This is a genomic window from Pseudomonas sp. 2FE (assembly GCF_005503735.1).
Taxonomy (GTDB): Bacteria; Pseudomonadota; Gammaproteobacteria; order Pseudomonadales; family Pseudomonadaceae; genus Aquipseudomonas.
The window spans coordinates 1-20,711 of the sequence record NZ_SCMO01000015.1 but is presented as its reverse complement, the minus strand read 5'-3'; the positions used below and the strand labels follow the sequence as shown (position 1 = coordinate 20,711).

At 61.3% G+C, this 20,711-nt stretch carries 21 protein-coding genes; 12 read left to right on the top strand and 9 right to left on the bottom strand.

What is annotated here, in order from left to right; translation table 11 throughout:
- Positions 1–44: 44 nt before the first annotated feature.
- The 6 genes from rpe (at position 45) to trpC (ending at position 5,692) form a co-directional block, all read left to right on the top strand.
- Positions 45–719: a ribulose-phosphate 3-epimerase gene (gene rpe, locus FFS12_RS18200; RefSeq protein ID WP_137888918.1), complete on the top strand. Its 675-nt coding sequence runs from the start codon at positions 45–47 to the stop codon at positions 717–719.
- Positions 716–1,567 carry a phosphoglycolate phosphatase gene (locus FFS12_RS18195; protein ID WP_137888916.1) on the top strand — a complete coding sequence of 284 codons (852 nt, stop codon included), beginning with the start codon at positions 716–718 and terminating at the stop codon, positions 1,565–1,567. Before rpe ends, FFS12_RS18195 begins: the two co-directional genes overlap by 4 nt.
- A gap of 153 nt (positions 1,568–1,720) precedes the next feature.
- On the top strand, positions 1,721–3,208 hold the full coding sequence (trpE, locus tag FFS12_RS18190) for an anthranilate synthase component I (RefSeq protein ID WP_137888914.1): 1,488 nt from the start codon (positions 1,721–1,723) through the stop codon (positions 3,206–3,208).
- Between the two features lie 11 nt (positions 3,209–3,219).
- Positions 3,220–3,816, top strand: a complete 597-nt coding sequence (locus tag FFS12_RS18185; protein ID WP_137888912.1) for an aminodeoxychorismate/anthranilate synthase component II — start codon at positions 3,220–3,222, stop codon at positions 3,814–3,816.
- The gene (gene trpD, locus FFS12_RS18180) at positions 3,813–4,859 is read left to right on the top strand and encodes an anthranilate phosphoribosyltransferase (protein ID WP_137888910.1); all 1,047 of its coding nucleotides are present in this window, start codon (positions 3,813–3,815) and stop codon (positions 4,857–4,859) included. The genes FFS12_RS18185 and trpD overlap by 4 nt, the downstream gene beginning before the upstream one ends.
- A complete protein-coding gene (gene trpC / locus FFS12_RS18175; protein ID WP_137888908.1) occupies positions 4,856–5,692 on the top strand; it encodes an indole-3-glycerol phosphate synthase TrpC in 837 nt (278 codons plus the stop codon). Before trpD ends, trpC begins: the two co-directional genes overlap by 4 nt.
- Before the next feature lie 62 nt (positions 5,693–5,754).
- Here the strand turns inward: trpC and crp are convergent, their stop codons facing one another.
- Positions 5,755–6,399, bottom strand: a complete 645-nt coding sequence (crp, locus tag FFS12_RS18170) for a cAMP-activated global transcriptional regulator CRP (RefSeq protein WP_137820038.1) — start codon at positions 6,397–6,399, stop codon at positions 5,755–5,757.
- Between the two features lie 236 nt (positions 6,400–6,635).
- On the opposite strand from crp, the gene FFS12_RS18165 reads away from it, so the two are divergent.
- Both FFS12_RS18165 and speD read left to right on the top strand, forming a co-directional pair.
- A complete protein-coding gene (locus FFS12_RS18165; protein WP_137888906.1) occupies positions 6,636–7,058 on the top strand; it encodes an OsmC family protein in 423 nt (140 codons plus the stop codon).
- A gap of 246 nt (positions 7,059–7,304) precedes the next feature.
- Positions 7,305–8,099 carry an adenosylmethionine decarboxylase gene (speD, locus tag FFS12_RS18160; RefSeq protein ID WP_137888904.1) on the top strand — a complete coding sequence of 265 codons (795 nt, stop codon included), beginning with the start codon at positions 7,305–7,307 and terminating at the stop codon, positions 8,097–8,099.
- Positions 8,100–8,154: 55 nt separating this feature from the next.
- Here the strand turns inward: speD and coq7 are convergent, their stop codons facing one another.
- Both coq7 and FFS12_RS18150 read right to left on the bottom strand, forming a co-directional pair.
- Positions 8,155–8,802 (bottom strand): 2-polyprenyl-3-methyl-6-methoxy-1,4-benzoquinone monooxygenase, encoded by a 648-nt coding sequence (gene coq7, locus FFS12_RS18155; RefSeq protein WP_137888902.1) that lies wholly within the window; start codon positions 8,800–8,802, stop codon positions 8,155–8,157.
- Positions 8,803–9,000: 198 nt separating this feature from the next.
- Positions 9,001–9,339: a histidine triad nucleotide-binding protein gene (locus tag FFS12_RS18150; RefSeq protein WP_137888900.1), complete on the bottom strand. Its 339-nt coding sequence runs from the start codon at positions 9,337–9,339 to the stop codon at positions 9,001–9,003.
- 91 nt (positions 9,340–9,430) lie between these two features.
- Here FFS12_RS18150 and FFS12_RS18145 point away from each other — a divergent pair, with 91 nt between their 5' ends.
- Positions 9,431–10,912, top strand: a complete 1,482-nt coding sequence (locus tag FFS12_RS18145; RefSeq protein ID WP_137888898.1) for an AAA family ATPase — start codon at positions 9,431–9,433, stop codon at positions 10,910–10,912.
- A 48-nt stretch (positions 10,913–10,960) separates the two neighbouring features.
- Here FFS12_RS18145 and FFS12_RS18140 read toward each other — a convergent pair whose 3' ends face one another.
- From FFS12_RS18140 to hemJ, 4 genes are all read right to left on the bottom strand, one after another.
- A complete protein-coding gene (locus FFS12_RS18140) occupies positions 10,961–11,770 on the bottom strand; it encodes an SDR family oxidoreductase (RefSeq protein ID WP_137888896.1) in 810 nt (269 codons plus the stop codon).
- Between the two features lie 66 nt (positions 11,771–11,836).
- Positions 11,837–12,949, bottom strand: a complete 1,113-nt coding sequence (locus tag FFS12_RS18135) for a DUF805 domain-containing protein (protein WP_137888894.1) — start codon at positions 12,947–12,949, stop codon at positions 11,837–11,839.
- Between the two features lie 242 nt (positions 12,950–13,191).
- On the bottom strand, positions 13,192–14,154 hold the full coding sequence (locus FFS12_RS18130) for a nitronate monooxygenase family protein (RefSeq protein ID WP_137888892.1): 963 nt from the start codon (positions 14,152–14,154) through the stop codon (positions 13,192–13,194).
- A gap of 34 nt (positions 14,155–14,188) precedes the next feature.
- Positions 14,189–14,614 (bottom strand): protoporphyrinogen oxidase HemJ, encoded by a 426-nt coding sequence (gene hemJ / locus FFS12_RS18125; protein ID WP_137888890.1) that lies wholly within the window; start codon positions 14,612–14,614, stop codon positions 14,189–14,191.
- Positions 14,615–14,909: 295 nt separating this feature from the next.
- Here hemJ and argC point away from each other — a divergent pair, with 295 nt between their 5' ends.
- Together argC and erpA are read left to right on the top strand one after the other, a co-directional pair.
- Positions 14,910–15,944 (top strand): N-acetyl-gamma-glutamyl-phosphate reductase, encoded by a 1,035-nt coding sequence (gene argC, locus FFS12_RS18120; protein ID WP_137888888.1) that lies wholly within the window; start codon positions 14,910–14,912, stop codon positions 15,942–15,944.
- Between the two features lie 206 nt (positions 15,945–16,150).
- Positions 16,151–16,501: an iron-sulfur cluster insertion protein ErpA gene (erpA, locus tag FFS12_RS18115; protein ID WP_119952572.1), complete on the top strand. Its 351-nt coding sequence runs from the start codon at positions 16,151–16,153 to the stop codon at positions 16,499–16,501.
- A gap of 78 nt (positions 16,502–16,579) precedes the next feature.
- Here the strand turns inward: erpA and FFS12_RS18110 are convergent, their stop codons facing one another.
- Together FFS12_RS18110 and FFS12_RS18105 are read right to left on the bottom strand one after the other, a co-directional pair.
- A complete protein-coding gene (locus tag FFS12_RS18110) occupies positions 16,580–17,671 on the bottom strand; it encodes an anhydro-N-acetylmuramic acid kinase (RefSeq protein WP_137888886.1) in 1,092 nt (363 codons plus the stop codon).
- Between the two features lie 5 nt (positions 17,672–17,676).
- Positions 17,677–19,119 (bottom strand): peptidoglycan DD-metalloendopeptidase family protein, encoded by a 1,443-nt coding sequence (locus FFS12_RS18105; protein ID WP_137889069.1) that lies wholly within the window; start codon positions 19,117–19,119, stop codon positions 17,677–17,679.
- Between the two features lie 210 nt (positions 19,120–19,329).
- On the opposite strand from FFS12_RS18105, the gene tyrS reads away from it, so the two are divergent.
- On the top strand, positions 19,330–20,529 hold the full coding sequence (tyrS, locus tag FFS12_RS18100) for a tyrosine--tRNA ligase (RefSeq protein ID WP_137888884.1): 1,200 nt from the start codon (positions 19,330–19,332) through the stop codon (positions 20,527–20,529).
- The last annotated feature ends 182 nt before the right edge of the window (positions 20,530–20,711 follow it).

Here is a 20,711-nt window from a genome sequence, read left to right as displayed (position 1 = left end):
CAGGCTACAATGCGCGCCACTGTGATTTCGCTCTGAGGTGCGCCATGCAGCCCTTCGCTATTGCTCCGTCGATTCTCTCCGCCGACTTCGCCCGCCTGGGTGAGGAGGTCGACAACGTCCTCGCCGCCGGCGCCGACATCGTCCATTTCGATGTGATGGACAACCACTACGTGCCCAACCTGACCATCGGCCCGATGGTCTGCACGGCACTGCGCAAGTACGGCATCACCGCGCCGATCGATGTGCACCTGATGGTTTCGCCGGTCGACCGCATCATCGGCGACTTCATCGAGGCCGGTGCCAGCTACATCACCTTCCATCCCGAAGCCAGCGGCCATATCGATCGTTCGCTGCAGTTGATCAAGGACGGCGGTTGCAAGGCCGGCCTGGTGTTCAATCCGGCCACCTCGCTGGAAAGCCTGAGGTACGTGATGGACAAGGTCGACATGATCCTGTTGATGAGCGTCAACCCTGGCTTCGGCGGGCAGAAGTTCATTCCCGGCACCCTCGATAAACTGCGCGAAGCGCGAGCGCTGATCGAGGCCTCCGGGCGTGAGATTCGCCTGGAAATCGACGGCGGGGTGAATGTGCAGAACATCCGCGAAATCGCCGCCGCCGGTGCCGACACCTTTGTCGCCGGCTCCGCCATCTTCAATACGCCGGACTACGCCGCAGTGATCCAGCAAATGCGTGAAGAACTGGCGCGCGCGCGCGGATGAGTGGTTTCCATCGGTTGCTCCCCGGTCGCCTGCCGCGGCTGGTGATGTTCGACCTGGACGGCACCTTGGTCGACTCGGCGCCGGATCTGGCGGCGGCTATCGATCAGATGCTGCTGACCCTCGGCCGGCCGGCCGCGGGTATCGAGCGGGTGCGCAACTGGGTCGGCAATGGCGCGCGGGTGCTGGTGCGGCGCGCCCTGGCCGGCGATCTGCAGCATGGGGCAGTGGGCGAAGCCGAGACCGAGCAAGCCCTGGCCGTGTTTATGGAGGCTTATGCCGACAGCCATGGCCTGACCCTGCTCTATCCTGGCGTGCGCGAAACGCTGAAGTGGCTGAAGCAGCAGGGCGTCGAAATGGCGCTGATCACCAACAAGCCGGAGCGTTTCGTCGCGCCGCTGCTGGATGAAATGCGCATCGGTCGCTATTTCCGTTGGATCATCGGCGGCGATACCCTGCCGCAACAGAAGCCCGACCCGACGGCACTGCTGCAGGTGATGAAAATGGCCGAAGTCAATGCGCAAGATGCACTGTTTATCGGTGACTCGCGCAGCGACGTGCTGGCCGCCAAAGCCGCCGGCGTGTCCTGCGTGGCCATGAGTTACGGTTATAACCACGGCCGGCCGATTGCCGAAGAGTCGCCGGCGCTAGTGATCGATGATCTGCGCGAGCTGCTGCCTGGTTGCTTCGAGCCAGCCGCTGCGCTAACGTTGCCCGACACTACTCAATCCCCCCGCCCAAGAGATTCCATCGTGGTGGTCACCCGCAAACACTGGTTCGTGAAGTCAGGGTTCATACAGTCAGGGATGAAAATCCTCAAGGCCTTGGCCCGTTGGCGTTGGCGCGCCTGATTCGATCCTGGCCGGTTCGCCGGCGCGTTTGCCTATCCGACCTAAACCTAATCTAAGATCGTCGCGAGCGCAGGTCAGGCAAGGCGAAACGCCGCCTCACCAAGCGCAGCAGATATTAGATAGGCTTTTACCCTCAAGCCACGAGGCTGATTCATGACCCGCGAAGAATTCCTGCGTTTAGCCGCTGCCGGCTATAACCGTATCCCGCTTGCCTGCGAAACCCTGGCCGACTTCGACACCCCGCTGTCGATCTACCTGAAGCTGGCCGACCAACCCAACTCCTATCTGCTCGAGTCCGTCCAGGGCGGGGAGAAATGGGGGCGTTACTCGATCATCGGCCTGCCGTGCCGCACCGTGCTGCGCGTGCATGAGCAGCAGATCAGCGTGAGCCAGGATGGCGTCGAGATCGAGCGGCTGGAAGCGGAAGACCCGCTGGCCTTCGTCGAGCAGTTCAAGGCGCGCTACCGGGTGCCGAGCATCCCGGGGCTGCCGCGCTTCAACGGTGGCCTGGTCGGCTATTTCGGCTACGACTGCGTGCGCTATGTGGAGAAGCGTCTGGGCAAGTGCCCGAACCCCGATCCGCTGGGCAATCCCGACATCCTCTTGATGGTCTCCGACGCGGTGGTGGTGTTCGACAACCTGGCCGGCAAGATGCACGCGATAGTGCTGGCCGACCCGGCCGAGGCCAACGCCTACGAAAATGGCCGGGCGCGTCTGGAAGAGTTGCTGGAAAAGCTCCGTCAGCCGATCACGCCCCGGCGTGGTCTGGACTTCACCCAGGAATCGGGCGCCGAGCCGCTGTTCCGCTCCAGCTTCACCCGTGAGGACTACGAACGCTCGGTGGGCACCATCAAGGAATACATCCTCGCCGGCGACTGCATGCAGGTGGTGCCGTCGCAGCGCATGTCCATCGACTTCAAGGCGGCGCCGATCGATCTCTACCGGGCGCTGCGCTGCTTCAACCCGACGCCCTATATGTACTTCTTCAACTTCGGCGACTTCCACGTGGTGGGCAGCTCGCCGGAAGTGCTGGTACGGGTCGAGGACAACCTGGTCACCGTCCGCCCGATCGCCGGCACCCGTCCACGCGGCGCCAGCGAAGAGGCCGATTTGGCGCTGGAACACGACCTGCTGTCCGATGCCAAGGAACTCGCCGAGCACCTGATGCTGATCGACTTGGGTCGCAACGATGTCGGCCGGGTGGCCAAGACCGGCTCGGTGAAGGTCACCGAGAAAATGGTCATCGAACGTTATTCCAACGTCATGCACATCGTCTCCAACGTCACCGGCCAGCTGAAGAGCGAGCTGAGCGCGATGGATGCGTTACGGGCGATTCTGCCGGCGGGCACCTTGTCCGGCGCGCCGAAGATCCGCGCGATGGAAATCATCGATGAGCTGGAACCGGTCAAGCGTGGGGTCTACGGCGGTGCCGTGGGCTATCTGGCGTGGAACGGCAATATGGACACCGCGATTGCGATCCGCACCGCGGTGATTAAAAACGGCGAGCTGCATGTGCAGGCCGGCGGCGGCATAGTCGCCGACTCGGTGCCGGCGCTGGAGTGGGAAGAGACACTGAATAAACGTCGCGCGATGTTTCGCGCCGTGACTTTAGCCGAACAACCCACCAAGACCGACGCCTGAGGAGCCCAGCCATGCTGCTAATGATCGATAACTACGACTCTTTCACCTACAACGTCGTGCAGTACCTCGGCGAGCTGGGTGCCGAGGTAAAAGTCATCCGCAACGACGAACTGACGGTGGCGCAAATCGAAGCGCTGAACCCCGAGCGTATCGTGGTCTCGCCTGGCCCTTGCACGCCGACCGAAGCCGGCGTGTCGCTGGCGGTGATCGAGCACTTCGCCGGCAAGCTGCCGATCCTTGGCGTTTGCCTGGGCCATCAAAGCATCGGCCAGGCCTTTGGCGGCGATGTGGTGCGGGCGCGCCAGGTGATGCACGGCAAGACCAGCCCGGTTGTTCACGAAAACCAGGGCGTGTTCAGCGGACTGAACAACCCGCTGACGGTGACCCGCTACCACTCCTTGATAGTCAAGCGTGAAACCCTGCCGGACTGCCTGGAAGTGACCGCCTGGACTCAACGGGAAGATGGCTCGGTGGACGAGATCATGGGCCTGCGGCATAAAACCTGGAACATCGAGGGTGTGCAGTTCCATCCGGAATCTATCCTTACCGAACAAGGCCACGAACTCTTTACCAACTTCCTCAAACAACACGGAGGCGTGCGCGGATGAACATCAAGGAAGCCCTCAACCGGATCGTCAGCCAGCTCGACCTGAGTACCGAGGAAATGCAGGACGTCATGCGCGAAATCATGACCGGGCAGTGCACCGACGCGCAGATCGGTGCCTTCCTGATGGGCATGCGCATGAAGAGCGAGACCATCGACGAAATCGCCGGGGCCGCCCAGGTCATGCGCGAGCTGGCCGCGCCGGTGCAGATCAACGCCGAACGCTTGGTCGACACCTGCGGCACCGGTGGCGACGGCATGAATATCTTCAACGTCTCCACGGCGGCGGCTTTCGTGGTCGCGGCGGCGGGCGGCACCGTGGCCAAACATGGCAACCGCGCGGTGTCCGGCAAGAGCGGCAGTGCCGACTTGCTCGAGGCCGCCGGGGTTTACCTGAACCTCAGCCCCAAGCAGGTGGCCCGTTGTGTCGAGACGGTGGGTGTGGGCTTCATGTTCGCGCCGGCCCATCACGGCGCGATGAAGCATGCGATCGGCCCGCGCCGCGAGCTGGGCTTGCGGACCCTGTTCAACATGCTCGGGCCTATGACCAACCCGGCAGCGGTGAAGCATCAGGTGATCGGCGTATTCAGCCAGGCGCTGTGCCGGCCGATGGCCGAAGTGCTGCAACGTCTGGGCAGCGAGCATGTGCTGGTCGTGCATGCGCAGGATGGGCTCGACGAGATCAGCCTGGCGGCGCCCACCTTCGTAGCGGAACTGAACAAGGGGGTGCTCAGCGAATACTGCATCCAGCCGGAAGACTTCGACATCAAGAGCCAGAGTCTGATCGGCTTGACGGTGGATACGCCGCAAGCGTCGCTGGAGTTGATCCGCGATGCCCTCGGCCGACGCAAGACCGAGAACGGTCAGAAAGCCGCCGAGATGATCGTCCTCAATGCCGGCGCCGCACTCTATGCCGCGGACCACGCCAGCAGCCTGAAGGAAGGCATGCACCTGGCTCACGATGCGCTGCACACGGGGCTGGCCCGCGAAAAACTGGAAGAGCTGGTGTCCTTGACCGCGGTGTTCCGCCAGGAGAATGAAGCGTGAGCCTGCCCACCATCCTCGAAAAAATCCTCGCGCGCAAAGCCGAGGAAGTGGCTGCTCGGCGCACGCTGGTCAGTCTGGCGGAGCTCGAGCGCGAAGCGCGAGCGGCCGATGCGCCGCGCGGTTTTGCCAAGGCGCTGCTGGCCTGCGCCAAGCGCAAAGAGCCCGCGGTGATTGCCGAGATCAAGAAGGCCTCGCCGAGCAAGGGCGTGCTGCGTGAACACTTCGTGCCGGCAGAGATCGCTAAAAGTTACGAGGCCGGCGGCGCAGCCTGTCTGTCGGTGTTGACCGACGTGGACTTCTTCCAGGGCGACGATCGCTATCTGCAGGAGGCGCGTGCAGCCTGCAGCCTGCCGGTGATCCGCAAGGATTTCATGCTCGATCCCTATCAAATCGTCGAGGCGCGTGCCCTTGGAGCCGATTGCGTGCTGTTGATCGTCTCGGCGCTGGACGATGCGCGGATGGCGGAACTGGCTGCGGTGGCGAAAGATTTTGGCCTGGATGTGTTGGTCGAGGTGCACGATGGCGATGAACTGGAGCGGGCGCTAAAGACCCTCGACACGCCGCTGATTGGCATCAACAACCGCAATCTACATACCTTCGAGGTCAACCTGGAAACCACCCTCGATCTGCTGCCGCGGATTCCTCGTGAGCGTTTGGTGGTGACCGAAAGCGGGATCATGAACCGTGCGGATGTCGAATTGATGGAAATCAGTGAGGTCTACGGTTTCCTGGTCGGCGAGGCCTTTATGCGCGCGGATAACCCCGGCGCCGAGCTGCAGCGCTTGTTCTTCCCCGAGCGCCACCGCGTGCTGACCAGCCCTGACGTCGATTGAGGGGGGTTAAACCTCACCGATAAACAAGGCCGGCATTCAGCCGGCCTTTTGGTTTCTGCGCTTCAGCGCGTGCCGAACACCACCATGGTCTTGCCTTTGACGTGGACCAGCCCTTGTTCTTCCAGGGCCTTGAGCACGCGACCGACCATTTCTCGCGAGCAACCGACGATACGGCCGATTTCCTGGCGAGTGATCTTGATCTGCATGCCATCCGGATGGGTCATGGCATCCGGCTGTTTGCACAGATCCAGCAGGGTGCGGGCGACGCGCCCGGTGACGTCGAGGAAGGCCAGGTCGCCGACCTTGCGCGTGGTGTTGCGCAGGCGTTCGGCCATCTGACTGCCGAGGGCGTAGAGGATGTCCGGATCCTGTTGGGTCAGCTCGCGAAACTTGGCGTAGCTCAGTTCGGCCACTTCGCATTCGGTCTTCGCGCGCACCCAGGCACTGCGTTCTTTTTCGCTGCCGTCTTTTTCAAACAAGCCCATCTCGCCGAAGAAGTCCCCGGCGTTGAGGTAGGCGATGATCATCTCGCGGCCATCGTCATCTTCGATCAGGATGGTGACCGAGCCTTTGACGATGAAAAACAGGGTTTCACAGCGATCGCCGGCATAGATGATGGTGCTTTTGGCGGTGTAGCGACGGCGGTGACAGTGGGCGAGAAGCTTGTCGAGGTTTTTTATTTTCGGTGTAAGTGTTATCGCTACCATGACCTAGCCCCGAGAAAATAAAAGTAAGCCTTTGTCTAGCAGGCACTTTCTTATAAGTTATCCGGCCCAGAGTGTGCCAGTAATCCGGCGCCAGCTTAACAGACACTCATGGCCGCTGAGCGGTTTTGCGACGTAACTAACATCTGCGCTATGACTATCAGACGCTCTGCTGTGACTAAGTCCGTCTATAGCGCTGTGCTAAGCTGGCCGCTCTTTTTAACAGCGGAGTCGTGGCAATGAAAGCACGCATTCAGTGGGCTGGCGAAGCCCTGTTTCTCGGTGAGTCCGGCAGCGGTCATGCCGTGGTGATGGATGGCCCGCCGGAGAACGGTGGACGCAATCTCGGCGTGCGCCCGATGGAAATGCTGCTGATCGGCCTGGGTGGCTGCACTAACTTCGATGTGGTCAGCATCCTGAAGAAATCCCGCCAAGCGGTGGAAAGCTGTGAGGCCTTTCTCGAGGCCGAACGCGCCAGCGAAGAGCCGAAGGTCTTCACCAAGATCCACGTGCATTTCGTGGTCAAGGGCCGTGGCCTGAAAGAGGCGCAGGTGAAGCGCGCGGTTGAATTGTCGGCGGAGAAGTACTGCTCGGCGTCGATCATGCTCGGTCGTGGTGGAGTAGAGATCACCCACGATTACGAGATCATCGAACTCGCTTGAGTCGCCACTCGGCGGCCGACATCCGAGCATCACAAAAGTGGTGCACACTCTGGCAGCAGGTTGCCGACCTCTGCATAATGGCGCCCCTTTTTCAGGGGCGCTGGTTTTCCAATCAGGGCCTCGCACAAACAACCAAAATCGCCATCGCGAAGAGGTGTTAACCGTCCTACGCAGACGCGTCGTTCGCATCTGACGGGCATGCTCGATCACGCGGCAATGCCGCATAGCTAAAGAGAGTTACCTACGGTGAAAAGCAAACTCAAGCTCCACGGGTTCAACAACCTGACGAAGACCTTGAGCTTCAACATCTATGACATCTGCTACGCGGAAACGCCGGAAGACCAGCAGGCCTACGTCCAGTACATCAATGAAGAGTACGACGCCGCGCGCCTGACGCAGATTCTCACCGATGTTGTCGACATTATCGGCGCCAATATCCTCAATATCGCCCGCCAGGATTACGACCCGCAAGGCGCCAGCGTGACCATTCTGATCTCCGAGCAGCCGGTCACCCCGACCGACAGCCAGATCGAGGAGTCACCAGGCCCGCTGCCGGAAACCATTCTGGCGCACCTGGATAAAAGCCATATCACCGTGCACACCTACCCGGAGATCCATCCGGTGGACGGCATCGCGACCTTCCGGGTGGATATCGACGTGTCCACCTGCGGGGTGATCTCGCCGCTGAAGGCGCTGAACTACCTGATCCACCAGTTCGATTCGGACATAGTCACGGTCGACTATCGGGTGCGTGGTTTCACTCGCGACGTGGAAGGCCAGAAGCATTTCATCGATCACGAGATCAACTCGATCCAGAACTACCTGTCCGAGGACACGCAGGCGGCCTATCAAATGACCGACGTCAACGTGTACCAGGAGAACCTGTTCCATACCAAGATGCTGCTCAAGGAGTTCGAACTGGATAACTACCTGTTCGGCGACGCCACGCAGAATCTTTCCAGCGCGCAACGTGAGCTGGTGGCCACTCGGGTCAAGCACGAAATGCTGGAGATCTTCTCCGCGCGCAATATGCCGCGTTAATCTCTGAGAGCATGAAGAAGGGCGCCGATTGGCGCCCTTCTTCGTTGTGCCGGGATCAGATCCGGTAGGTGCTTGTGGTCATGACCTTGGACAGCAGGCTCATGCCGAACTTGAGCGGCGCCGGGAAACGGAAGCCGCCGGCCTCGAGTGCGCTGGCGGCGTGTTGCGCTTCATCGCTGCGCATCTGTTCGAGAATGGCGCGGGATTTTTCATCCTCGATCGGCAACTGGGTCAGATGCTCGTCCAGGTGTTTGCACACCTGATCTTCAGTCGCGGCGACAAAGCCCAGGCTGACTCGGTCGCTGATCAGGCCGGCCACAGCGCCGACGCCAAAGGACAGGCCATAGAACAACGGGTTGAGCACGCTCGGGTGGCTGCCCAACTGGCGGATGCGCTGCTCGCACCAGGCCAGGTGATCCACTTCTTCATCGGCCGCATGTTCCATGGCGGTGCGCACTTGCGGCAGCTTGGCGGTCAGCGCCTGGCCTTGATAGAGCGCCTGGGCGCAGACCTCGCCGGTATGGTTGATGCGCATCAGCCCGGCGACATGCCGAGCGTCTTCGGCATTCAGCTCGGCTTCGGGCTGCACCAGCGCCGGTGACGGACGGTAGGGCTGGCCGCTGAAGGGCAGCAGCGTGCGCAGCGCCGCATCGGCTTGCAGCAACAGACGGTCAACGGCAGAGTAGTGGCGTTCGGTAGCCATAAAGGCGCCTCCGGAAGAATCTACGCGGGCAGTTTACTCCAATCCCCTGGAGCGGTCGCGACCGGGGTAGCTCGTGCAGCGCCCGCAAGCCCGGGGTGTAGCCCTTATGCTGTGGCTGCTTGAGGTTGCGCCGGCCTTATTAGGCGAAGGCCGGCAGCGATAGCAGTGTTGTGAGTGAGGGGGTTAAAACTCGCCGCATCAGCCCGGCGGCCAGTGCATCTGGCGCTGACCGAGCACATGCATATGAATGTGGTAAACGGTTTGCCCGCCTTGCGCGTTGCAGTTCATTACCACCCGAAAGCCGGCGTCGCAGCCCAGTTCCTTGGTCAGGCGCTGGGCGGTGAAGAGCATATGCCCGGCCAGCGCTTTATCGTCTTCGCCCAGGTCATTGAGGGTGGCGATATGGCGTTTCGGGACCACCAGGAAATGCACGGGGGCCTGTGGGCCGATATCGTGGAAGGCGAACACCTGGTCATCTTCATAAAGCTTGCGCGCGGGAATATCCCCGGCGACGATCTTGCAGAACAGACAGTCCACGGACGGCTCTCCGGCTTGCGATAAGAAGCCCCGAGTTTAACGGTGCACGGTAAGCCCGGCCAGCCTTAGCCGGTATTCACAAGGAGTAGGTGTGAAGAACGATATTCATGATCTGGGCTTGGTGCTCGACTCCAAGGTCAAGCTGGTGGTAATCGAGTCCTGGGATGAGCTGCGAGTGCTGGAGACGCTCACCAGTCTGGCGGTCAAGCGTGGTCTCGGCCTGTATACCTGGACGGTGACCGAGGGCCTGCAGCGCCTGGGGTTCGGTGCTGAGCAGCAGGGCGAGCAGCCGACCAGCGAGCCGGAAGCGGCGCTCAAGCTGATCAAGCACGACCCGCAACCGAACCTCTATGTGCTCTGCGACCTGCATCCGTTTCTCGCGGATAACCCCAAGCTGGTGCGCCTGCTCAAGGAAATCGCCATGGCCGAGGCGCCGCACAAGCCAACCCTGGTGCTGGTCTCGCATGCGCTGAAATTGCCGGCGGAAGTACAGCGCTATGCCGCGCGTTTCACCCTGGCATTGCCCGCGGAAGAGGCGTTGCTGGCGATTGTGCGTGAGGAGGCGACGCGTTGGAGCGAGCGCAATCGCGGCACACGGGTGCGCACCGACAACCGCACGCTGCAGCAGGTGGTGAAAAACCTGCGCGGCATGAGCCATGCGGAGGCACGGGCCTTGGCGCGCGGGGTGATTTGCGACGATGGCGCGATCACCCAGGAAGATTTGCCGGAGTTGAACAAGACCAAGTTCCAGTTGCTCGATCTGGAAGGTGTGCTCAGTTTCGAGTACGACACCGCGCGCTTCGCCGAGGTCGGCGGGCTGGGCAACCTCAAGCGCTGGCTGGCCGAGCGGCAAGGCATCTTCCTTGAGGGCAAGGGCGCCGATCTGCCCAAAGGCATGCTGCTGGTGGGGGTGCAGGGCGGCGGTAAAAGTCTGGCGGCGAAAGCGGTGGCCGGGCTGTGGGGCTTGCCGTTGCTGCGCTTGGATTTCGCCTGTCTGTACAACAAGTTCTTTGGCGAGACCGAGCGCAATCTGCGTGAAGCCCTCAAGCTGGCCGAGCAGATGGCGCCTTGCGTGTTGTGGATGGACGAAGTGGAGAAGGGCCTGGCCAGCGGCGAGCAGGATGGCGGCGTCAGTCAGCGGGTGCTCGGCACGTTGTTGACCTGGATGGCCGAGCGCAAGGCGCCGGTGTTTATGGTGGCGACCGCGAATGCCATCGACCGGCTGCCGCCGGAGTTGGTGCGTAAGGGGCGTTTCGATGAGCTGTTCTTCGTCGACTTGCCGGATGCGACGGTGCGGGCGGAGATTTTCCGCATCCATCTGGCGCGTCGTGAGCTGGAACCGACGGGCTTTGATCTGGCGCAGCTGGCCGCAGCCAGCGACGGTTTCTCCGGGGCGGAAATCGAGCAGGTGGTGGTCAGCGCCTTGTATGCCGGGCAAGCCCAGCAGCAAACGGTGGAACAGAGCTTGCTGCTGCAGAACATCAAGAGCACCGCGCCGCTGTCGGTGGTGATGGCGGAGGATTTGGCGCAGCTACGGGCGTGGGCGAGTGGACGTACAGTAAACGCGGGCTGAGAGGTTGTCGGGTATTCGTAGGCTGGGTAGAGCATAGCGAAACCCAGCCTACGGATGAAGCCGCGATGCTCCGCGGCCGACAAAAGGCTTATTGATCGCCGCGGTGATCTTGCGCACCAGCCAGCGCGGTGCCAGGCGCGGGCTGAACGCCAGCAGTCGGTTGCGCCAGCCGGGAATAATGATCGCGCGATTTCTCTCCAGCGCTTTGACGGTAAGCAGTGCGAGCTCTTCGGCGCCCATCATTAGTTTGCTGCCTTCGAGCCTGCTGGCATCCATCTGCGCGTTGCGGAAGAAGGCGGTGCGGGTGGGCCCGGGGCAGAGTACCGAGACCTTAATGCCGCGACTCTGCAACTCTTCACGCAAGCCTTCGGAGAAGTGCAGTACATAGGCCTTGCTGGCGCAGTAGTTGCTCATCCAGGCACCGGGCTGGAAGCCGGCGACCGCCGCAACGTTGAGGATCTGCCCGCCGCCCTGCAGCGCCATGGCATTGCCCAGGGCATGGCAGAGGCGGCTCAGGGCCAGGATGTTTACCTCGATCAACTGCCGTTCACGGCCCCAATCCTGTTCCAGGAAGGGGCCGGATGTGCCGCCCCCGGCATTGTTCACCAGCAAGTCGATCTGCCGCTCACCCTGTTCCAGTTCGTGCAGCAGGCCGGAGAGCTGCATCGGCTCGCCTAGATCGCACACGCGGAATAACACCTCAACGCCAAACCTTTGAGTCAACTCGCAGGCAATGCTTTCCAGGGCGTCGCGCTGCCGGGCCACCAGAATCAAACTGCGGCCGCGCCGGGCCAGCGCTTCGGCCAGGGCCAGGCCGATGCCACTGGAGGCGCCGGTAATCAGGGCGTAACGGGGCATGCAAGTTCTCCGTGACCGAACCGGCCTTGGTTAGCTCCGGTCGTGTCGGGTTGCCAGAAGCGGCGGTTACTCTGCGCTGGAGTCGCTTGCAGCACCGGCCGCTTCGGCATCGGTTGCAGCAGCTGGCGCGGCGGGCTCGGCCGCATCGCTGTAATCGCTGTAGTCCTCGACGGCGTCGGTGGGCGATTCGCTGTAGCTGCTGGGCAGACCGAGTTCGCCGCCCAACTCGCTGAACATGCCAATGCCGCCGACAAAAACTGCAATCAGCAGCGCCAGGATCGGCACCAGCCAGAGTGCGGCCAGCACTTTAACCGCCGTGCTGTTCGCCGGCTGCGGTGGGCCGAAGCGGTTGGCGCCCATGCTGCCGGGCACCACCAGCAGCAACAGGGAGAACACACCACCGATAATCGGCACGATGCTGAGCAGCAAGAGCCAGCCCGACCAACCTATGTCGTGCAGGCGCTGCACACTCATCTGCACCGCGACCACGATCATGCCGATGGTGACTGCCGCGATCAGCACGCCACCGATGATCTGCGACATGGCAAAGCCCATGGCGGCGATGGCGAACAGGGCGACAGCGCCCACGGACAGCAGCAGATACCAGGCCAAGTAGCGCAGGCGGCCGATCCGGCCATCGGTAGTGAAGACATTGAGTTCGCCGAACTCCGGCAACACCTCACCCACCTGGGCTTGCGGCGTGGCATACGGCGAAGGGGCGGCAGCGCTGGCGGCAGGGACGGTTGGGCTAGTCGGTGCAGTGGCAGTTTCGGCCAGTTGCGCCTGGCGGGCGAGGTATTTCTCGATGACTATGCCGCAGGCCGCGCAGTCAACGGACTTGGGCTGCTCATGGCCGCATTTGGGGCAGATCATGCTGCTGCTCGGCGTGCCTTCCGGCTCGCTGGTGCGCTGGTCGTCGGTTTCCACCAGGCTCAGGCTGGCGGCAAGATCGGGCTCCTTGCGCACTTTTGCCCCGGCACTCTGCAGCGCGGCCAGATACTTATCCGCCTCGCTCGCCGTCAGATCGCGCTTGAGGGCCACGGCGTTGCCAGAAAATAGCCCGTCAATCTTGGCTCGGTCGCTCTTGAACAGGCGGGCGAGGTTGTCTTTGACGGTGTCGAGTGTCACCGCGGGCATTAGTTCGCCAGTGAAGACGATCTTGAATCGGGCATCGGTCATGCGGGCTTCCTTGTCAGCGAGAGAGAAGGTCGGGCACAGCGTAATAGGCGCGCAGGTCACGAGACAAGCGGCCTGCGGCAGAAAATCAACCGATGCTTTAGCCAATGCTCCGCGGCAACCAGCGACCGACCAGCCGTTTATGGCGCAATAGACGCAGTTCGCTGAAGTCGTCGAGCAAGCCTTCCGCCAGTTGCGGGCGCAGCGGCCACCCTATAAGCAGTAGGCGCGCTGGCGACGTCGGCTTATCGCGGCCAGCGCTGGCCGAGCTGAATGGAGCGGGCCTGGGCGGCGCGGTATTCGGCATCGAGACGGCTCACCAGCGCCTCCACTGTGGGTAAGTCGCGGATATTGCCGACCCCTTGCCCGGCCGACCACACGGTTTTCCAGGCTTTGGCTTCGTCGCTGATCGGCTTGAGCTTCTCGCCGTAGTTGACCTCGCCCTTGTCCTGCAGGCGCGCCAGGTCGAAACCGGCCTGTTCCAGACTCTGGCGCATGAAGCTGGCCGGCACCCCGGACACGGCAGGGGTGTGCACGATATCGGCGGCTCTAGCGTCGAGGATCATCTGCTTGTAGGCCAGTGAAGCGTCGTTTTCCTGGGTGGCGATAAAGCGCGTGCCGAGGTAGGCCAGGTCGGCACCGAGCAGCTGGGCGGCGAGGATTTCGTGGCCGTGATTCAGGCAGCCGGCGAGCAGCAGGGTCTTGTCGAAGAACTGGCGGATCTCGGCGATCAGCGCGAACGGGCTCCAGGTGCCGGCATGCCCACCGGCGCCGGCAGCCACCGCGATCAAACCGTCGACTCCGGCCTCGGCAGCCTTCTCGGCATGCCGACGGGTGGTGACGTCATGAAATACCAGGCCGCCGTAGCTATGCACGGCATCCACGACTTCCTTCACCGCGCCGAGGCTGGTGATCACTATCGGTACTTGGTGTTCGACGCAGATGGCCAGGTCGGCCTGTAGACGCGGATTGCTCTGATGGACGATCAGGTTGACCGCATAGGGCGCAGACTCCGCCTGCAGTCCGGCTTCGATCTCTTCCAGCCAGGCCTTGAAGCCGCTGCTCTCACGCTGGTTCAGCGCCGGAAAGCTGCCGACTATGCCGGTTTGGCAACAGGCGAGTACCAGCTGCGGGTTGGAGACCAGAAACATCGGCGCGGCGACCACCGGTAAACGTAGGCGTTGGTCGAGCAGGGCGGGCAGGGACATGGCGTTACCTCATGCGGCTATTAGGTCGGCAGGCTCAGAACGGCCGCACTATCACCAGAATCACGATGGCGAGCAGCAACAGCACCGGTGCTTCGTTGAACCAGCGATAGAACACATGGCTGCGGCCTTGCTCGCCCCGCGCGAAGCGTTTGAGCATGGCGCCGCAGACGTGGTGATAGCCGATCAGCAGCAGCACCAGAGTCAGCTTGGCATGCAGCCAGCCCTGGCTCAGAAAACTCGGGTTGAGCAGCAGCAGCCAGATGCCGAAGACCACCGTGGCGAGCATCGACGGCAGCATGATGCCGCGGTAGAGCTTGCGTTCCATCACGCAGAAACGCTCGCGGCTGGTGCTGTCCTCGCTCATGGCGTGGTAAACGAACAAACGGGGTAAGTAGAACAAACCGGCGAACCAGCAGACCATGGCGATGATGTGCAGGGCCTTGAGCCATAGGTAGAGCATTGCGCGATTCCCAACTGAAAGTGCCCCGATAGTAGTGGCTGTTATGCCCGTACGTCACCCCGGGAGTCTGTCGGGTTTGGGGCGTCGAAAGCGAAAAGTGGCCCCAGCGAGGGCAGTTTTTGCCGGCTTTGCCGGCTCATATCCCGCTATGGGACAAAAAGACGGCGGAAAATGAACCGCTGCGGCCGATTTGCAGCCGACGACTCCCAAGCCCGACAGACTCCTAAAGGTTGGCCCATGGCCGATGCGGCCTTATCATCGGCATCTTTCCAATGATTCGTTGAAGGGGCGCGTTATGGTCAAGGTCGGTATCGTCGGCGGCACGGGCTACACCGGGGTAGAGCTGTTGCGCCTGTTGGCCCAGCATCCGCAGGCTGAGGTGGTGGTGATTACCTCGCGCTCCGAGGCCGGGATGAAGGTCGATGAGATGTACCCGAACCTGCGCGGCCACTACGATTCGCTGGCCTTCAGTGTGCCGGATACGCAAACCCTGGCCGCTTGCGATGTGGTGTTCTTCGCCACGCCGCATGGCGTCGCCCATGCGCTGGCCGGCGAGTTGCTGGCCGCCGGCATCAAGGTGATCGACTTGTCCGCCGACTTCCGTCTGCAAGATGCCGAGGAGTGGGCCAAATGGTACGGCCAGCCGCACGGCGCGCCAGAGTTGCTGGCGGAAGCGGTCTACGGTCTACCGGAAGTCAATCGTGAGCAGATCAAGCAGGCGCGCTTGATCGCCGTGCCAGGCTGCTACCCGACCGCGACCCAGTTGGGTTTCCTGCCGTTGCTGGAGGCCGGTCTGGCCGACACCTCGCGGCTGATTGCCGACTGCAAGTCCGGTATCAGTGGCGCCGGTCGTGGCGCAAGCGTGGGGTCGCTGTACAGTGAGACGTCTGAGAGCTTCAAGGCTTACGCGGTGAAGGGTCATCGCCATCTGCCGGAAATCAGCCAGGGCCTGCGTCGCGCGGCCGGTGGCGAGGTGGGGCTGACTTTTGTACCGCACCTGACGCCGATGATCCGTGGCATCCACTCCACGCTGTACGCCACGGTGGCCGACAAGTCTGTCGATCTCCAGCAACTCTTCGAGCAGCGCTACGCCAAGGAGCCTTTCGTCGATGTGATGCCGGCCGGCAGCCATCCTGAGACCCGTAGCGTGCGTGGTGCCAACGTCTGCCGGATTGCGGTGCACCGGCCACAGGGTGGCGATCTGGTGGTGGTGCTGTCGGTGATCGATAACCTGGTCAAGGGCGCTTCCGGGCAAGCCGTGCAGAACATGAACATCCTCTTTGGCCTGGATGAGCGCCTCGGCCTGTCCCACGCCGCATTGCTGCCTTGATCCCCGGCGCATGTCGCGCGAGCCTTATGGCTAGCGCGACATGGTGGCTGAGTGACGAGCGTGCAGTCTTTTCGGTGGTTCGGCGTGAGTCATTGGGGTTGCCGGTCGGCGCTTGAGCCGCACAATAGTTGACCGTTTTTCTAGGGGAGGCGGATAATGCAGCGTCCCAACGTACTGTGACGGCTTAAAGCCGGGAGATAGGCAGCATGAGCGTCGAATCCTTCACACCCACTCCCTTGCAATTCACGCAGGGCGCGGCGAGCAAGGTCAAGAACCTTGTCGATGAAGAAGGCAATCCACGTCTGAAATTGCGGGTGTTCGTCACGGGCGGTGGTTGCTCGGGTTTCCAGTACGGCTTCACCTTCGATGAAGAAGTGGCCGATGATGACACCATAGTCGAGCGCGAAGGCGTGAGTTTGGTGGTCGACCCGATGAGCTTCCAGTACCTGGCGGGCGCCGAGGTGGACTACCAGGAAGGTCTGGAAGGTTCGCGTTTCGTGATCAAGAATCCGAACGCGACCACCACCTGCGGTTGCGGGTCATCCTTCTCGATTTAAGCACTTGGCTGTACGGCATGACGCCGCGCCTTAGGTGCGGCGTTGTCGTTTCTGCCTGTTGGAAAGCTGGCAGGCAAGTCAGGCAGGATAAATCGCGCCAAGCACGCGCAGCCCGCTCGCCCCGGTGACGCTCGGGCGGTTGGCCGGAATGCCTTCCAGGCAGCAATGCGCGAGCCAGGCGAACGCCATGGCTTCCACCCAGTCCGGCGGTACGCCGTAGTCGGCGGTACTGCTGACCTTGCAGGCCGGCAACAGATGAGCCAGGCGCGCCATCAACGCGCCGTTATGTGCGCCGCCGCCGCACACTAGTAGCTGTTCGGTGTCTTTCTGTGCGGCTTTCAGGGCGTCGGTGATGCTGTGTGCCGTCATCTCCAGCAGGGTCGCCTGTACATCCTCGAGCGCAAAGGCTGGCAGGTTCGCCAGATGCCGATCCAGCCAGCCTTGGTTGAACAGCTCGCGACCGGTACTTTTCGGGCCCTGGGTCTGGAAGAACGGATCGCTGAGCAACGCCTGTAGCAATAACGGCGCTACCTGGCCACTGGCCGCCCAGGCACCGTCGCGGTCGAAGCTCTGGCCCTGCTGGCGCTGAATCCAGGCATCCAGCAGCACATTGCCTGGCCCGCAGTCGAAGCCGCGTACCGGCTGGTCGGGTTCGAGCAGGCTGAGATTGCTGAAACCGCCGATATTGAGAACGGCCCGTCGGCTGCGACCGTCATCGAACAGCGCTTGATGGAAGGCCGGCACCAAGGGGGCGCCTTGGCCGCCGGCTGCCACGTCGCGGCGGCGGAAGTCACTAACCACGCTGATGCCCGTCAGCTCGGCAAGGAGCGCCGGGTTGCCGATCTGGATGCTGAAGCCGCGCGCCGGCTCATGGCGCACGGTCTGGCCGTGGCTGCCAATGGCGCGAATATCGCTGGGTTGCAGGCCCGCTTGGTGAAGTAGTGTCTCGATGCCTTGCGCGGCCAGCTCTACCCACTGCTGCTCGGCGATGGCAGCGCGCGCCAGTTCATCCGGGCCCGATACACATAAGGCGAGCAGCTCGGCGCGCAGCTCGGTTGGCATGGGTAGGTAATGGGTCGCGAGCAGGGTCGGGTGGTCGTTCTGCTCGAGTAGGGCAATGTCCAGGCCGTCCAAGCTGGTTCCGGACATTACCCCTAAATAGCTCGGCATCCTGTTTAGCGCTTGTTCAGGGCCAGCATGGTGGCTTTTTCCTGATCCATGCGCGCCATCATTGGTTTGCTCATTTGCAGGAAGCGCTGTTTCTCTGCGCGCGAGATCGGGTCAGCCATGGCCACTTTCTGGCCCAGCGGATCTACGTGTACACCCTTGACCTGGAATTCGTAGTGCAGGTGCGGCCCGGTGGATAGACCAGTGGTGCCGATGTAGCCGATGACCTGTCCTTGCTTGACGCTCACCCCGGTGCGGACGCCTTTGGCAAAACCCTGCATGTGCCCGTAAAGGGTGCGATAGCTATTGCCGTGCTGGATGATCACGGCATTGCCGTAGCCACCACGGCGGCCGGCGAGCAGTACTTTGCCATCGCCCGCAGCTTTGATTGGCGTGCCGCGCGGCGCAGCGTAGTCGACACCTTTGTGGGCGCGAATCTTGTTCAGGATCGGGTGGCGCCGGCCCATGGAAAAGCGCGAGCTGATGCGGGCGAAATCCACAGGGGTGCGGATAAAGGCCTTGCGCATGCTATTGCCATCGGCGGTGTAGTAACTGGTTGAGCCTTGTTTGTTGGTGTAACGCACGGCGCTGAAGGGCTTGCCGCGGTTAACAAAGCGTGCGGCGAGGATACTGCCGGTGCCGACCTGCTTACCGTTGATGACCTTTTCTTCGTAGATCACCTCAAACTCGTCGCCTTCGCGAATATCTTGGGCGAAGTCGATGTCGTAGCCAAATACGTTGGCCAAATCCATAGTCAGGTTATGTGACATGCCGGCGCGTTTGGCCGAAACAAACAGTGAGCTGTCGATCACGCCGTGAGCGTAGGCGGCGCGCACGGCAGGCTTGGTCAGTTCGCGCTTGAAGGCAAAACCTTTATCGGTCTTGGCTAGGCTGATGCTTTCTAGGTCGCTCAGTTTGCTCTGCAGGCTTTCTAACTGGCCCTCTGGGGTGAGCTTCATCTCCAACACTTGGCCTACTTTGAGCTGGCCAAATTGCTTGGCGTCTTTGCTGCTATTGAGGACTTCATGCAGATCTGAGGCGGACAAGCCGGCTTTAGCGAAAACCGTGGACAAGGTATCGCCATTGGCAACAGTCATCGTCTTGTGGCGTGGGTCGCTTGGAGGGGTACCGCGAGCGCTTAGGTTTGATGCTTTGTTCTTCTTGTTCGTGTCTTGTCCGGCGCTGTTTTGGTTATCGCTGGAGCCTTCAATCGTGGCAAATGGCGAGGGGCTCTCATCTGCGGCTATGGCGTCTGCTCGGAGATCGTCTTTCTCTTGCACAAGCTGCTCGGAGCCGTTGCCGAACTCCAGACCGAGGTAAGTCTTCTTTGCCTCTACTTCGCGCGATGGGAACACCAATAAGGCCAAGCTAAGCAGCGCCGCGACCCCGCTGGCCGCCAGTATGTGGCTTTTAGGGTACGGCGGAGGCGCTTTGGGGGTTGTCTGGGGCATAGGGTGATTTTGACTTTGAAAAGATGAATAGGAGATGAAGAAAATGATGAATATGAAATAACTGTATAAAATATAACCAAAACCCGCAGGAGGCAAGCTTGGGGGCTTGGCAGTCGTCAGTTGGGGTGCGACGGTGGGGCAAAACTTGTAATTAGTGCCTGATCTTGTATGGTTGGTTCCCTTTGATTTTTAGGTGGTAACGGGTCTGTTATGAAGTCGGTTGAAGAGCAGCTGGCGCTGATCAAGCGTGGCGCGGAAGAGGTTTTGCTCGAGTCTGAGCTGATCGAAAAACTAAAGCGCGGCCAGCCGCTTCGCATTAAGGCCGGTTTCGATCCGACCGCTCCGGATCTGCATCTGGGTCATACCGTGCTTATTAATAAGCTGCGGCAGTTCCAGGAGCTGGGGCATCAGGTGATTTTCCTGATCGGCGACTTCACCGGCATGATTGGTGATCCGAGCGGTAAAAGCGCCACGCGTCCACCACTGACCCGCGAGCAGGTGCTGGACAACGCGGAGACCTATAAGGCGCAAGTCTTCAAGATTCTTGACCCGGCCAAGACAGAGGTGGCGTTCAACTCCACCTGGATGGACCAGCTGACGCCTGCGGATTTCATCCGCCTGGCATCGCAGTACACCGTGGCGCGCATGCTTGAGCGTGATGATTTTAGTAAGCGCTACTCGACCAATCAGTCGATTGCCATCCATGAGTTTCTCTATCCTTTAGTGCAAGGGTACGACTCGGTCGCCTTGCGTGCAGATGTCGAGCTGGGCGGGACGGATCAGAAGTTCAATCTGCTAATGGGGCGCGAGCTGCAGCGTTCTTATGGTCAGGATGCTCAGGTCATTCTCACCATGCCGCTGCTCGAGGGCTTGGATGGGGTGAAGAAGATGTCCAAGTCGCTGGGTAACTATGTCGGTATCCAGGAGGCGCCGGGCGTCATGTACAGCAAGCTGGTCTCTATTCCCGATGCTTTGATGTGGCGTTACTTTGAGCTGCTCAGCTTCCGCTCTATGGCGGAAATTGAGGAGTTCAAGACGAGTGTTGAGCGAGGTGCCAACCCGCGAGACATTAAGATCAAGCTGGCTGAAGAGATCGTCGCGCGCTTCCATGGCGAAGAGGCGGCGGCTGGTGCGCATCGTTCGGCGGGTAACCGGATGAAGGATGGCGAGTTGCCGGAAGATATGCCGGAGGTCGAGTTGGTGTCTGCTGAGGATCTGCCGATTGCGTCCCTCCTTAATAAGGCGGGCTTGGTGAAGAATGCCGCTGGTGCGCGCGATCTGCTCGGTTCGGGTGGCGTGCGCATAGATGGCGAGGTGGTGGATCGCGCCTTTACCTTTAAGCGGGGTTCGGTTCACGTCTGCCAGGCCGGCAAGAAGGCTTTTGCACGAGTTACGCTGAAAGCCGAATAAAGTGACAATAAGTGCTTGACGGTGAATTTGCTGGGCCTATAATGCGCACCACTTCCGGCGCAGACCTCCCGGAAAACTTCTTAGATAACAAGAAGTTAGCTTTAAAAGAGGGGTTGCAAAGCAGCGAAAGCTGTGTAGAATGCGCCGGGCTGACAAGGTGGTGGTTGAGTCTTGTGAGTTGG

What these genes read in the sequence shown, in the direction of transcription:
- crp (WP_137820038.1), bottom strand. Translation starts at nt 6,399, where the DNA reads ATGGTAGCGATAACACTTACACCGAAAATAAAAAACCTCGACAAGCTT.
- rpe (WP_137888918.1), top strand. Translation starts at nt 45, where the DNA reads ATGCAGCCCTTCGCTATTGCTCCGTCGATTCTCTCCGCCGACTTCGCC.
- argC (WP_137888888.1), top strand. Translation starts at nt 14,910, where the DNA reads ATGGTCAAGGTCGGTATCGTCGGCGGCACGGGCTACACCGGGGTAGAG.
- coq7 (WP_137888902.1), bottom strand. Translation starts at nt 8,802, where the DNA reads ATGGCTACCGAACGCCACTACTCTGCCGTTGACCGTCTGTTGCTGCAA.
- erpA (WP_119952572.1), top strand. Translation starts at nt 16,151, where the DNA reads ATGAGCGTCGAATCCTTCACACCCACTCCCTTGCAATTCACGCAGGGC.
- FFS12_RS18195 (WP_137888916.1), top strand. Translation starts at nt 716, where the DNA reads ATGAGTGGTTTCCATCGGTTGCTCCCCGGTCGCCTGCCGCGGCTGGTG.
- FFS12_RS18130 (WP_137888892.1), bottom strand. Translation starts at nt 14,154, where the DNA reads ATGTCCCTGCCCGCCCTGCTCGACCAACGCCTACGTTTACCGGTGGTC.
- FFS12_RS18140 (WP_137888896.1), bottom strand. Translation starts at nt 11,770, where the DNA reads ATGCCCCGTTACGCCCTGATTACCGGCGCCTCCAGTGGCATCGGCCTG.
- trpD (WP_137888910.1), top strand. Translation starts at nt 3,813, where the DNA reads ATGAACATCAAGGAAGCCCTCAACCGGATCGTCAGCCAGCTCGACCTG.
- FFS12_RS18105 (WP_137889069.1), bottom strand. Translation starts at nt 19,119, where the DNA reads ATGCCCCAGACAACCCCCAAAGCGCCTCCGCCGTACCCTAAAAGCCAC.
- hemJ (WP_137888890.1), bottom strand. Translation starts at nt 14,614, where the DNA reads ATGCTCTACCTATGGCTCAAGGCCCTGCACATCATCGCCATGGTCTGC.
- trpE (WP_137888914.1), top strand. Translation starts at nt 1,721, where the DNA reads ATGACCCGCGAAGAATTCCTGCGTTTAGCCGCTGCCGGCTATAACCGT.
- FFS12_RS18165 (WP_137888906.1), top strand. Translation starts at nt 6,636, where the DNA reads ATGAAAGCACGCATTCAGTGGGCTGGCGAAGCCCTGTTTCTCGGTGAG.
- tyrS (WP_137888884.1), top strand. Translation starts at nt 19,330, where the DNA reads ATGAAGTCGGTTGAAGAGCAGCTGGCGCTGATCAAGCGTGGCGCGGAA.
- FFS12_RS18185 (WP_137888912.1), top strand. Translation starts at nt 3,220, where the DNA reads ATGCTGCTAATGATCGATAACTACGACTCTTTCACCTACAACGTCGTG.
- FFS12_RS18135 (WP_137888894.1), bottom strand. Translation starts at nt 12,949, where the DNA reads ATGACCGATGCCCGATTCAAGATCGTCTTCACTGGCGAACTAATGCCC.
- FFS12_RS18110 (WP_137888886.1), bottom strand. Translation starts at nt 17,671, where the DNA reads ATGCCGAGCTATTTAGGGGTAATGTCCGGAACCAGCTTGGACGGCCTG.